Genomic DNA, 13,239 nt, shown 5'->3' on the forward strand with positions numbered 1-13,239 from the left:
TGCTACAGCAATGTTCATCTCATTAGTTTTAATATTAATTTTAGTTCGTGTTTCTTATGTTAAAATCTCTTAATACCATCTTATGAGGACCTAGTCCTGATTTGAGTACAATTAACTGTCCACGAGGGCTAGTTAACCAATTTGCAAATCCTGTGCCTAAACCGTCTCTGCCTTCAGCGTTTATTACATAAACATTTCTTAAAAAAGGATAAATTCCTTTAATTAAGTTGTTTTGGGTTGGTTTATAGAAATCGTCATCGCCCTTTTTCCCTGTTAAATTCTTAACACCCATTACCTTAATTTTTGGCAAGTATGCCAAAATATCTTTATTATTCTCCAATAGCCAATTAATACCTACTACACCAATATAATCTTTGTTTTCAGCTATGTATTTAATTACATCGTTATTTGATTGTAGCGTATAAACCCCGCTTTTAGGTAATTCTTTAACCTTTGCAGAATCTATAAAATATCTTATTGTACTAGAATATGCATTATCAAACACTAACTTTTTATTACTGCTAGTATTACCTTTTAAAACATCAAGTACATCTTTTACTGTGATATTAGTATCTATGTTAGCAGAGTTAGTTATTAACGCAATTCCATCAATTGCAAACCTATCTGTAAAAATAGCAATTTGCTTTTGTTTGTAATAGCGTTCTTCTTCTGGTTTTAGCATTCTAGATAGTACCATCATTTTAACTTTTCCATTTAAAAAATCTGGTAAAATTTTATTTTCATTTCCTAATACAGTTGTTACTTTTGCATTAGGATAATCACTTTTAAAAACTTCTATCTGATCATCTAAAATACGGGCAAAAGATTCATCAACCAACAACTTAGTGGTTCCTGATGTTCTTGTTTCTTCAACTCCAGTTTTTTTTTGAGCTCTATTGCAAGAGAAAATGGTTACTAATATGAATACAAAACTTATATTTTTCATTTTCATATAGTATCTTTTTGATTGATTATACGATAAAATCTAATCAAAGCATAAGTTATTAATCCTATGCCAAATATGATTCTATATTTTGCTTCCATTTCTAATGGAATAAGATCTTTCCAAAAAATTAGGATAGAGCCTAGCACCAAATAAAACAGAAACATAGTAAGCCCTAAAATAAACAGAAATCGCTGTTGAGGCGATTTCTGTTTAAAGTAATTCAGATTAAACATCTTGGTGTTTATTGTTGCAAGTTAAATTTAATTGGAATATTATATTTAACACGTACAGGTTTACCATTTTGCATACCTGGATTCCATCTTTTACTTGCTCTTAATACTCTAATCGCTTCTTCATCCATTCCATACCCAACTTTTCTATCAACTTTAGCGTCAGTAACAGAGCCATCTTTTTCAACTGTAAAAGATAAATATAGCGTTCCAGAAATTCCAGCTTCAGTTGCCATTGCTGGATATTTAATTCCATCTTGCAAGTATTTGTAAAATTTATCGATCCCACCTGGATAATTTGGTGGGTTCTCCATACTTACAAAGTTATACACTGTATTATCCTCTACTTGTGCCGCTTGTTTTGGCCCTTCACCTGCAGGCGCAATTTGCACAATATCTGCTGATGGATCGCCTTCAATCGTTTTTTGCCCAGGATCTGCCTTTTTTAAGTCTTCTGCTTTAGGTGGTTCTTCATCACGTACTTCGTTGTCCGGTTTCACAATTGGAGGAGGAAACTTAATTTGATCCTGCTTTGGTGGAGGTGGCTCAACTGGTGGTGGTGTTTTCACATCTGGATTAATTGGTGGAGGTGCTTGCATCACCATTTCTACCACTTTCTCCTTAGGTGGCTCAGGCAATATTCCTGCAATCAGAGCGTAAATTTTTGGCGCTAAGAACAGTAATATAAATATTGCCGATGCAATAAATAGTGATTTAGATGTATTAGCCGCGTTAGTTTGACGAAGCTCGTAAGCTCCATAATTCTTATTCTTTTTGGCAAATATTACATCAAGCCACTCTTTGTTAAATAAATCTATTTTAGATCCAAACATTGCTTAATATTTTAATTTGTTATCATTTTATAAAATTCCACCCGCTTTCATGGCTTCTTTTTCGCTGTCCATCAGGTGTTTAGGATCATCATCGATAGCTGGTGCATTAACATTAGTCTTAGTAATGTTCAATTCGTCCATGATATCAACAAAATTTTTGTAAGTAGATACATCAGTAGGTTTCACTACAATGATGATGTCCTTTCCCATTTTATCTTTTACTTCTTTTTTGTTTTTCAAAAGTGATGCTCTTATGTTGGCGAAACTTTCAATTGTTGGTGGGGTATTCGGATTTGGAACTCCCATATACCAAGCAATTTTATCATTTTTACCTAATAAGATCGTCATCGTTTGAGATGCTTTCAATTCAAGTTTATTTAAATCCTTAACATCTTTATCTGGCTTAGCAATATCCATTGCTAAAGGTTTTGATAAGGAAGTAGTTAGCATGAAGAACGTAATCAATAAGAACGCTAAATCAACCATTGCGGTTAAATCTACACGTGTAGATTGTTTCTTACTTCTTACTTTGCCGCCTTTGCCACCGTCCCCGCCTGTATTTAATTCTGCCATATCTATATTTTATTTAGCAGCTTATTCGGCTGTTGTAATTAAACTAAATTTATTAACTTGTTGTTTTTGAAGTACATCTACAATTTTTCTAATTGTTGGATATTCTTCTTTTGAATCTCCTTTAATACTTACTCTCATTTCGGTATTGTGCAATTCGGCTGTAGCTCTACGAGATTGTTCTATCCATCTATATAGCTCTCCATTAGTGGTAGAATCTGTAGGTATTCCGTTTAACTTTTCTTCAAACTTTGCACGATCATCACCATTCAAATTAATGAACTGTTTTAGATTACCGAATGGAACGCCAAATGATGAAATTACACCAAAACGTTTTGCTTCTTCTTCAGTAAATGAGGTACCATATAATGTAGCCATTTTTTGTAAGGTCAGTTTTTTTACGTCTTGACCAATGATCTCCATAAAAACTTTCCCTTTACCGATACTTAATATTGCCAAATCTTTATCGGGCACTTTAAATTGAACCGTAGACGATGGAGTTTTAATATCCAACGGATCTGGTTGACGTGAAGTTGCCGTTAAAATAAAGAAAGTTAACAACAAGAAGGCCACATCGCACATTGCGGTCATGTCTACTGAGGTACTCTTTCTTGGAACTTTTACTCTAGGCATAATATAAAAATTATAATATTTTAATTAATGATGTTAATTCTTCCGGTTTTCCATAAAGCCGGTAAAAAAAATTAAAATAATTTCTATTTATGTGTAGAAGCGTAAGTTTGGATGATGCTGAAACCTGCTTCATCAATAGCATAAGTCAATTTATCGATTTTCGAAGTCAAGATATTATACATGATAATAGCTAATGTAGAAGTACCGATACCAGTAGCTGTATTGATCAATGCTTCAGAAATACCAGTTGCTAGTGCCGCTTGATCTGGTGCTCCAGAGTTAGCCAAACCACCAAACGCTTTAATCATACCTGTTACTGTACCTAATAGACCCATTAACGTACCTACTGATACCAAAGTAGCAATGATTGTTAAGTTTTGCTCCAACATTGGCATTTCTAATGAAGTAGCTTCTTCGATATCTTTTTGAATAGCTAAACATTTTTGATCAGTATCCATGTTTTTCTCATCTTCCATCTCACCATATTTTTTAAGGCCAGATTTAATTACGTTCGCAACCGAACCTTCTTGTTTATCACATTCTGCAGCTGCTGCTGAAATATTACCTGAACTTAAAAGTGATTGAATTTTTTTAACAAAAGCATCTAAGCTTCCTTTACCTGTTGCTTTACCAATTACAATTAAACGCTCAATTGAGAATACGAACACCATTAAAAGCATACCCATCAAAATTGGAACGATAAATCCGCCTTTGTAAGCCATACCACCATAATTACCAACTTTAGGTAAAATGTGAGCTGTATCATCATTAAAGAAAGCTAATGAAACTGTACTGTTTGCCTTTGCGATAGAATCATCAATTGTAAAGTTTGATGGTTTACCCAATACAAAGATGAAAAGTGTTATCCCAATAAGGATACAAATAGGAATTACAAGAGTTGCAAATAAATTAGATGCAGTTGAACTCTCTTTTTTAACTGTTGTTGGTTTTGGTGCGTTTGCCATTTTTTTTTAGTTTTTTAGTTTTAGTACTTGTTTTAAATTTAAAGAAATTATTTAAATAATATAGTAATACACACAACGTTTATTGAAATCAATTGTTGCGTTTAGCAAATTTATAAATTGATTTTAAATTACAAATTAAATAATCGTTATACAATTAATTCGTTACGCTAGCCCCTTTTTCTTTTTGAGCTAAGTGTATAACCAAAAAAGATTGTCTTTGTTCGAGACAATCTTCCGCAATTAAAACTAAAAATTTAATTAAAAACAAATTTTAAGCAAAAAAAATACACTAATGTACGTTTTCAACCACTTTCGGGAGTGCGTTTTGTATTTCTTCATTGGTAAAATCTTCAAATTGCTTAAAGTTATCCAAAAACGCTGCTGCTAATTCATTTGCCTTATTATCGTAATCTTGAGGATTTGCCCAAGTATTTCGAGGATTTAAAATTTCTAATGGTATATCTGGACAAGTTGTTGGCATTAATAATCCAAATACAGGATGTTCTATAAAATCGGCTTTAGCCAAACTACCATTTAGTGCCGCACTAATCATTGCTCGGGTATAACTTAATTTCATTCTATTTCCAACACCATAAGGGCCCCCACTCCATCCTGTATTGACTAACCATACATCTACTTTGTGTTTTTCCATCTTTTCTCCCAATAATTTGGCATACTTAGCAGGATGTAGTGGCAAAAATGCTTTACCAAAACAAGCAGAGAAGGTTAATTGAGGTTCTGTAACACCAGCTTCCGTACCAGCAACTTTTGCGGTATAGCCGGATATAAAATGGAACATTGCCTGGCCTGGCGTTAATTTAGAAATTGGGGGTAATACTCCAAATGCATCAGCGGTTAAGAAAAAAATGTTTTTTGGGATTGATGCTACCGATGGCACCATTGCATTATCTATATAATTTATAGGATAAGCAACTCTTGTATTTTCTGTTTTTTCAATATTTGAAAAATCTACTGTCCGAGTATTTGGAAAATAGTTTGTGTTTTCTAATAAGGAGCCAAATTTGATTGCTTTGTATATCTGAGGTTCCTTTTCTGATGTTAAATCTATACATTTTGCATAACAACCACCTTCAAAATTAAAAACAGATTTTTCTCCCCAACCATGTTCATCATCGCCAATTAAAGCTCTTTTTGGATCGGCTGATAACGTTGTTTTCCCAGTCCCCGACAATCCAAAAAAGATAGCGGTATCACCATATTCGCCAACATTGGCGGAGCAATGCATTGATAATGTTTTCTTTTGCTCTGGTAAGATAAAGTTCAATACAGAGAAAATTCCCTTTTTGATTTCACCAGTATATGCCGTGCCCCCAATTAAAATCATCTTCTTTGAAAAATTTAGAATAGAGAAATTGGGCTGACGAGTTCCATCTGTTGAAGGGTCGGCTATAAATGAGGGCGCTGCAATAATTGTCCATTCCGGTTGTTCAGGAAGTTCGTCCTGTTCAAATCTTAAAAATAAGTTATTAGCAAAAAGATTTTGGAAAGCATTTTCAGTAACTACACGAATGGTGGCTTTATAATTTTCATCTGCGCATGCATATGCATCGCGAACATAAATCTGTTTTGAATTTAAATGGTTTGTTATTTTATCAAACAGTTGATTGAAATGAGCAGAGCTTATTTTAATATTTATATCGCCCCACCAAACTGTATTTTCCGTTACCTCATCGCAAACTATAAAACGATCTTTAGGGGAACGTCCGGTAAATTTACCTGTATCAACCGCCAATGCGCCGCTGTCAGCTAAAGTGCCTTCTGCATTTTTTAAAGCTTCTTCAACTAATTCTGCAACACTTAATTGATATTTAACTGTTTTAGCACTTAAATTTAGATAGCCTAAATCTGGCTGCTTTACATTTTTATTGCTCATATATTTGGTTTAATATCATGCAAAGCTAAGCAGATATTAACGCAAAAAATACGCTTTTTCAGGAAAAATTTTACTTATTGTGGCAAATACACTAACATGTAAATTATTTATAATCAATTAATTATGTTAAAAATTAACACTGTATTAACCGCCAGATTTTTTTGCTTTATAACCTTCTTTTTGGAGGATTAAAATCACCTTATCTCTAAAATCTCCTTGTATTAAAATTTCCCCATCTTTAGCTGCCCCACCAACTCCACATTTTGTTTTTAGCATTTTTGCCAATTCTACCAATTTTTCATCACCTCCTTTAAAACCAGTAATTAATGTTACGGCTTTACCACCTCTATTTTTTTTATCGAGTGTTACTCTTAAATCTTGTTGACTATTTGGAGTTGATTCATTAGTTGCAGCTGTTTCGTCGTTGTAAACAAACGAAGGATCTGTCGAATACATTATTCCACCAAAATCGTTAATTATTTTTTTTTTGTCTTTTGCCACTGTTTTGTATTTAAATTTTTCTCGAATATTTCATCTATTTGTTGCAGTAATTATTTTCAAAGCTGCTGGAATAACTTCTATTTCTAAATTTTTTCCCATAAAGAACGGTTCTCCATCTAAATGAATAGAATCTTCTTTTACTCTGGTAATTTTAATGTGTTTACCTCTAATTATTTCTATCATATCAGATTTATCAGTAGTTGCTCTTACCATTTGATAGGCTAGTATTGGCAATTTGTATAATGGAAATGGTTTCACAATGCAAACATCTAATAATCCATCTGTTAAAGATGATTTAGGAGAAATGTAAACGTTGTTACCATATTGAGATGAATTCGCAATACTTACTACAAAGGCATCTCGAGTATAACTTTTTCCATCAATTTCGATTTCATAGGTTTGCGGCTTATAAGCGATCATTTCCTTTAAGCCCATTTCTATATATCCTTTTAGGCCTCTACGTTTGTTACCTGCAAATAATGAACTAATGTGGGCATCAAAACCCATTCCTGCCATGTTAAAAAAGTATTTGTTATTTAGTTTAGCTGCATCTATAATTTGAGATTTGAACGTATTAATTAATTGAATAGCCTTTTTAGCATTCATGGGGATTTTCAAAAATCGAGCTAAACCATTACCAGAGCCGAAAGGAATTATTCCTAAAGTTTTGTTTAGCTGCATTACCTTCGGCGCCACCTCATTAATAGTTCCATCTCCGCCAACAGCAACAATTACATCAAAATTCTTATTGGCGGCTTCTTCTGCTAATTCTGCTGCATGGCCAACGTATTCGGTAAAACTATAGTTTGGATTGAATTTAGTTTTATCTAAATAAGCATCTATTAACCCAGGTATTTTCTGCTTTTTTTTACCACCAGATATTGGATTAATAATAAATAAGATATTTGCTTTTAACAATTTACAAGGATTTGGTTGCACAAAATACTTGATATTTTTTGACTATTAATAATATTATAGTAATTTTGCGCTGTTAAAAGTGGACTGATTTGCGATGCTATGAAATATTAGCGGGATTGCAACCACGTAAAAAAAAGTGCTAACCAATACCACACTTCCTTTTACTGCCTGTTTACAGGATCAAAATCCATTTTACATAATAAGTTTATTAAAAAATTAATTATTTAAAATGTCGTATTTATTTACATCAGAATCTGTATCTGAAGGTCACCCAGATAAAATTGCAGATCAAATTTCGGACGCATTAATCGATAACTTTTTAGCATTCGATAGCGAATCTAAAGTTGCGTGTGAAACTTTAGTTACCACTGGCCAAGTTATTTTAGCAGGCGAAGTAAAATCTAAAACTTATTTAGATGTACAACAAATTGCTAGAGATGTAATCAAAAAAATTGGTTACACTAAAAGTGAATATATGTTTGAGGCAAATTCTTGTGGAATTTTATCAGCTATTCACGAACAATCTCAAGATATTAATCAAGGTGTAGATAGAACTACAAAGGAAGAACAAGGTGCAGGTGACCAAGGAATGATGTTTGGTTATGCAACTAACGAAACCGAAAATTTTATGCCATTAGCCCTTGATTTATCTCATGCGCTTTTAATCGAATTGGCTAATTTAAGAAGAGAGAATTCTGAAATTACGTATTTGCGTCCAGATGCAAAATCTCAAGTAACTTTAGAATATTCTGACGATAATAAACCACAACGGATTGATGCAATTGTAATCTCAACTCAACATGATGATTTTGATGAGGAAGGTACAATGCTGGCAAAAATTAAATCGGATTTAATTTCTATTTTGATTCCTAGGATTAAAGCAAAATATCCTCAATATGCTCATTTATTTAATGATCAAATCACCTATCATATTAATCCAACTGGAAAATTTGTAATTGGTGGTCCACATGGCGATACTGGTTTAACAGGAAGAAAAATTATTGTTGATACATATGGTGGAAAAGGTGCTCACGGTGGTGGTGCATTTTCTGGAAAAGATCCAAGTAAAGTAGATAGAAGTGCAGCTTATGCAACTCGTCATATCGCTAAAAATTTAGTTGCCGCAGGCATCGCTGATGAAATTTTAGTGCAAGTTAGCTACGCAATTGGTGTTGCAAAACCAACTTCAATAAATGTAGTAACTTATGGCACTTCTAAGGTGAATTTAACCGATGGAGAAATCAGTAAAAAAGTAGAATCAATTTTTGACATGCGTCCTTACTTCATCGAGCAACGTTTAAAATTAAGAAACCCAATTTATAGTGAAACTGCTGCCTATGGGCACATGGGTCGTAAACCTGAGACGGTTACAAAAACCTTTAAAACACCTAACGGTGAAGAAAAAGTAGTTACTGTTGAATTATTTACTTGGGAAAAACTTGATTTTGTAGATAAAGTAAAAGCTGAGTTTGGTTTATAGTAAATAGTATATTAAACATATAAAAGCCTTCTGATGTAAAATCGGAAGGCTTTCTTGTTATATTCCTTTTTCTTTCAAAAATGCTTTCTCTCGATCTGCGATATATTTATCATCTATTATATAAGATTTAATATCAGAAATATTCATCTCATCAATTATATCTACAAAATTTTTATAGTTTGAAGTAGTAGTAGGTTTAATAATCACTAATAGTTGTTTTTCTCGAGCACTACTATGAGTTTTTGCTACCATTAATTTATTTGAGAGAATTTCTTTTTTGATTGTCGTCAAATTAATCATCTGCATTGCTGCATTCTTTGCTTCTCCCATATAATAAACTGCTTGGTTATTTTTACCTAAAAGGATGGTCATTGTTCGCGATGCAGGATAGTCTCCAAAGTCGATTGGTTCTGGCGGTATTGGTTTAGCAATTTCTAAAGCTTTCATTTTAGCTAATGATGTAGTGAGCATAAAGAAGGTTATCAATAGAAATGCTAAATCTACCATTGCGGTTAAATCTACACTTGGTAGTGGTTTTTTAGTTCTCCCTTTTACAGCCTTGCCGTTTTGCGGAATGTTGAGTGTTGCCATCTTATTTAGGTTTTTAAACAGGATGATACTTTATCCCATATTTCATAAAAGTGAATAAATTTTATTAACCACAATATTCAATCGATACCCTTATTTATTACTTAAATCTTTCTAAGATCGATTTTTTAAGATCAAATTGTAATTCTTTAATTGTTTTCAAATAATCTATCCGAAATAAAAAACCAATTTCAATTGTTGTTGTTTTTACGATACATAAACATTACAATCATGGAACAGCCAGTAGAAATGAACACTTTGAGTCAAGTTTTAGAGAAATTAAGACTAAAAGGAAAAGACAATGAAATTAGAATGTCAGATCATGGAAAAATGCAATCGGCTAATTTCAATAAAATATATAATCCTGAAGATTTAACAATTGTAAAAACCTATCGCTTTGAAGGCATGTCAGATCCAGCAGATAGTTCCGTACTTTATTTAATTGAAGATAAAGATAAAAACATAGGTTATATTTTAGATGCTTATGGCACATATTCTGATAATGATGGACCGGCATTTGATGATTTTTTAAAGAAAATACCTGTTGCAGATCGCGATGAGCAAGAGCTTTTTAGTTGATTTTAAGCAGTGTTATCTTAATTAATTTAGCACAAACGTTTGATATTTAATATATAGTATAAAATAGTTATCTTCGGAAAGCCTTTTGGCAAAACGAACCGATGATTAAGAAACCCATTACTATTAAAGAAATCGCGAAAAAGCTCGATTTGTCTATTTCAACAGTTTCTAGGGCATTACATGGTCACCCAAGCATTAGCTTAAGCACACAGCAAAAAGTTAAGCAAATGGCCAAAGAAATGGAATACGAGCCTAATCAAACCGCTATCTTTTTTCAAAAAGGAAAAACGTTTACAATAGGTGTGATTTTACCAGAACTTGCTGAAGCTTTTTTTTCTTCTGCGATTAGTGCAATTGAAGATATTGCATACAAAAAAAATTATACCGTGTTATTGGCTCAATCTCATGATGATGAAGAGAGAGAAAAACAATTAGTAGAAAAAATGAAAAACCATAGAATTGATGGTTTATTAGTTTCGGTAGCTAAAACTACTTCTAATTTTGATCATTTTGAATTATTAAGGAAACACCAAATTCCTGTTGTATTTTTTGATCGAATTCCTCCAATTAAAAACATCCATTATGTGGCTTGTAATATAGAAACTGGTAGTATTGAAGCCGTTAATTATTTATTAAAAAGGGGTCATCGTAGCATTGGGTTAATTAATGGTCCAAACACACTAGTTGCTAGTGGACAAAGAAAAGAAGGTTATATTAAAGCGTTATATAAAAACAGGTTAAAGTTCGATCCTACCTTAATTGTAGATTGTGATTTAACTGAATCCGGTACGAAAGCAGCGTTAGAAACTCTATTAAATCACAAACGCAAGCCAACTGCTATCGTTACTTTTAATGATTATGTATCAGCGTTTGCTATTAAATCTTTAAGACGCTTAAACTTAAATCTTGACCAAGAAATTGAATTTGTAAGTTATGCGAATTCATCAATTATTGGTTTTATGGAACATCCTCCAGTGGCTTCGGTTGAGCAGTTTCCTGCTATACAAGGGCAAAAAGCGATTGATACGTTATTGGATTTATTAAATAGCGATGTTAACGAAGAAACTCAGGGCTATTATAAAACAATTATTGAATCGCAACTTATTGAAACCCATAAAGATTAAATAAAAAAGGCTGAAATTTCTTTCAGCCTATTAAAAATCTTAAAACCCACTATCGTCAAGTGCGAATACATTTTTTCTATCTTTCCACGCTCCTTTTGTGAAATCCGGAAACTCTTGTGGTTTGTTCCCTTCTTTTAAAGATTTTGTAGATAAAGGTGTGATTACACTCATCGTTACAGAATCATAAACGTCAATTGGCGTTTGTTTTTTCGCCTTTACAGCCTGAATAAAACCATTAAACACAAACCAATCCATACCACCGTGTCCTGCGCCTTCAGCTTCTTTAGCATATTTTTTCCAAACTGGGTGATCATATTTATCAAACCATTCTTTTACTGGCTCCCATGCATCATTTCTTTTCGCTTGTTTTTCAATATATATTGATTTAGCAACATCCATCCAAATGCCTTCAGTACCTTGCACCCTAAATCCTAACGAATATGGTCTTGGTAAATGTGTATCATGAGATAATAATACAGTCTCACCATTGGCGCAATTAATTAATGTCGTTGTTACATCACCATTTTTATAATTAATTTTCGAATTTGGATGACCAGGCGAAAGATCATTTACATAACTCGCTAAACCACGTGCCTTTGAACTAAAAGACACCAAATTTGTAAATCGGTTACCTCTATTAATATTTGCATATTGCATTACAGGACCAGCACCATGAGTTGGATATAAATCTCCATCTTGATCAATATTAAATTGAGTACGCCATTGTGCCTCACTTAAAGCGTTAGGGCCGTATTCTACTCCGCCACCATAATAATTTTTACCGTTGTTAAAAAGTACGTTTCTTAAATTATGTTGATAACCACCTTCTAAGTGAATAAGCTCTCCAAAAACCCCTTGTCTAACCATATTTAAAACTGCCATTACATCTCTGCGGTAGCAAACGTTTTCTAAAGTAGAATAAGGCATCCCTGTTTTTTCTGAAGTTTTTACAATATCCCAGTGCTCTTCAACAGTTAGACCTGCAATTACTTCGCAACCCACATACTTGCCTGCTTTCATTGCATATATAGCTTGTGGGTGGTGAAACTGCCATGGTGTAGCGATAATTACTGCATCTATATCCTTTCTATCCAATAATGCTTTGTATGCATCAAGTCCACCAGTATATTCTTTTGCTGCTGGTCTGCCTGACTTAGCAATAAATGACCTACATATTTTTAACGAACTTTCTTGTGTATCACAAATGGCCACAATTTCTACATCATCTCTTAATACGCCTTCGCTAATGTGACTCATTCCTCTTGCACCAACTCCAATATAGCCTAATCTTACTCTGCCATTGTCCTTTGCAAATAAAGTTCCAGTAGGTAAAATGCTTATGCCTGCAGCTGCAACAGCACCATTTTTAATAAAATCTCTTCTTTCCATTTTGTGTTTTTGGTTTCAGGTTGTTTTTAATTCAATTGTAAATTATAAAAAATACCCTTTTGAGCTACAAGAATATAGCAATTTACACAACGCAAACGTTTGATAATCTTAACAAATATTTAACTTAGCATTGCTTTATTTTATCATCCAATTATGTGGACTTGTGTTTTATGTAATCAGACTTTTAAAAACTCTAATCAGATTCACTATTGTGGAGATAAAACGATTAGCGATTTCCTTAATGGAAAAAGCGATACAACAGTCGATCTGTTCAATCATTTTGTTTTTAAATACAAGGAGATTGGGAATATAAAATTGCAAGCAACAAAATCTATGATTGCTATAGTAGGCGATAAGCGATTTGCTTACATTATTAAATTAGGAAAAGATTTTATGGATATTGTATTCCCTTTTAAAGAACCTTTTGAAGATAATTATTGTTTTCGTAAAATAGCTGCCGTACCAGGAAGTAACGATTACAATCATCATTTAAGGATTTATTTGCCAAAAGATGTAAATGAGGAAGTAATAACTTACATGAAAAAAGCTTATATAAATGGAAAAAACATATGAGCTAAACGATTATAAA

At 32.9% G+C, this 13,239-nt stretch carries 14 protein-coding genes; 4 read left to right on the forward strand and 10 right to left on the reverse strand.

From position 1 onward, the window contains the following. Positions 1-40 precede the first annotated feature (40 nt). The 8 genes from WC622_RS04395 to WC622_RS04430 all read right to left on the reverse strand — a co-directional run bounded on the left by WC622_RS04395 (position 41) and on the right by WC622_RS04430 (position 7,490). Positions 41-946: a PstS family phosphate ABC transporter substrate-binding protein gene (locus WC622_RS04395; protein WP_372817671.1), complete on the reverse strand. Its 906-nt coding sequence runs from the start codon at positions 944-946 to the stop codon at positions 41-43. Positions 947-1,187: 241 nt separating this feature from the next. After that, positions 1,188-2,009 (reverse strand): energy transducer TonB, encoded by an 822-nt coding sequence (locus WC622_RS04400; protein ID WP_372817673.1) that lies wholly within the window; start codon positions 2,007-2,009, stop codon positions 1,188-1,190. Between the two features lie 27 nt (positions 2,010-2,036). Continuing rightward, positions 2,037-2,582, reverse strand: coding sequence for an ExbD/TolR family protein (locus tag WC622_RS04405; RefSeq protein WP_372817675.1), 546 nt, complete (start codon positions 2,580-2,582; stop codon positions 2,037-2,039). 21 nt (positions 2,583-2,603) lie between these two features. Beyond that, positions 2,604-3,212, reverse strand: a complete 609-nt coding sequence (locus WC622_RS04410; protein ID WP_372817677.1) for an ExbD/TolR family protein — start codon at positions 3,210-3,212, stop codon at positions 2,604-2,606. Positions 3,213-3,295: 83 nt separating this feature from the next. Further along, entirely contained in the window at positions 3,296-4,177 is an 882-nt protein-coding gene (locus WC622_RS04415) for a MotA/TolQ/ExbB proton channel family protein (protein WP_372817679.1), read from the reverse strand. Between the two features lie 289 nt (positions 4,178-4,466). Next, positions 4,467-6,071, reverse strand: a complete 1,605-nt coding sequence (pckA, locus tag WC622_RS04420) for a phosphoenolpyruvate carboxykinase (ATP) (protein ID WP_372817681.1) — start codon at positions 6,069-6,071, stop codon at positions 4,467-4,469. Positions 6,072-6,215: 144 nt separating this feature from the next. After that, a complete protein-coding gene (locus WC622_RS04425; protein WP_372817682.1) occupies positions 6,216-6,572 on the reverse strand; it encodes a translation initiation factor in 357 nt (118 codons plus the stop codon). A 30-nt stretch (positions 6,573-6,602) separates the two neighbouring features. Further along, the gene (locus WC622_RS04430; protein ID WP_372817684.1) at positions 6,603-7,490 is read right to left on the reverse strand and encodes a diacylglycerol kinase family protein; all 888 of its coding nucleotides are present in this window, start codon (positions 7,488-7,490) and stop codon (positions 6,603-6,605) included. Positions 7,491-7,719: 229 nt separating this feature from the next. Between WC622_RS04430 and metK the strand changes: the two genes are divergently transcribed. Continuing rightward, positions 7,720-8,970 (forward strand): methionine adenosyltransferase, encoded by a 1,251-nt coding sequence (gene metK / locus WC622_RS04435; RefSeq protein WP_372817686.1) that lies wholly within the window; start codon positions 7,720-7,722, stop codon positions 8,968-8,970. A gap of 57 nt (positions 8,971-9,027) precedes the next feature. Here metK and WC622_RS04440 read toward each other — a convergent pair whose 3' ends face one another. After that, positions 9,028-9,561, reverse strand: a complete 534-nt coding sequence (locus WC622_RS04440; RefSeq protein ID WP_372817688.1) for an ExbD/TolR family protein — start codon at positions 9,559-9,561, stop codon at positions 9,028-9,030. 228 nt (positions 9,562-9,789) lie between these two features. Here WC622_RS04440 and WC622_RS04445 point away from each other — a divergent pair, with 228 nt between their 5' ends. Both WC622_RS04445 and WC622_RS04450 read left to right on the forward strand, forming a co-directional pair. Beyond that, positions 9,790-10,137, forward strand: a complete 348-nt coding sequence (locus WC622_RS04445; RefSeq protein WP_372817690.1) for a hypothetical protein — start codon at positions 9,790-9,792, stop codon at positions 10,135-10,137. 101 nt (positions 10,138-10,238) lie between these two features. Beyond that, the gene (locus WC622_RS04450; protein ID WP_372817692.1) at positions 10,239-11,261 is read left to right on the forward strand and encodes a LacI family DNA-binding transcriptional regulator; all 1,023 of its coding nucleotides are present in this window, start codon (positions 10,239-10,241) and stop codon (positions 11,259-11,261) included. Positions 11,262-11,300: 39 nt separating this feature from the next. On the opposite strand, the gene WC622_RS04455 is transcribed toward WC622_RS04450, so the two are convergent. Beyond that, on the reverse strand, positions 11,301-12,650 hold the full coding sequence (locus WC622_RS04455) for a Gfo/Idh/MocA family protein (protein WP_372817694.1): 1,350 nt from the start codon (positions 12,648-12,650) through the stop codon (positions 11,301-11,303). Positions 12,651-12,803: 153 nt separating this feature from the next. On the opposite strand from WC622_RS04455, the gene WC622_RS04460 reads away from it, so the two are divergent. Beyond that, positions 12,804-13,223 (forward strand): DUF5655 domain-containing protein, encoded by a 420-nt coding sequence (locus tag WC622_RS04460; protein ID WP_372817695.1) that lies wholly within the window; start codon positions 12,804-12,806, stop codon positions 13,221-13,223. The last annotated feature ends 16 nt before the right edge of the window (positions 13,224-13,239 follow it).

The sequence above is a fragment of the Pedobacter sp. genome (genome assembly GCF_041662865.1).
Classification (GTDB): Bacteria; Bacteroidota; Bacteroidia; order Sphingobacteriales; family Sphingobacteriaceae; genus Pedobacter.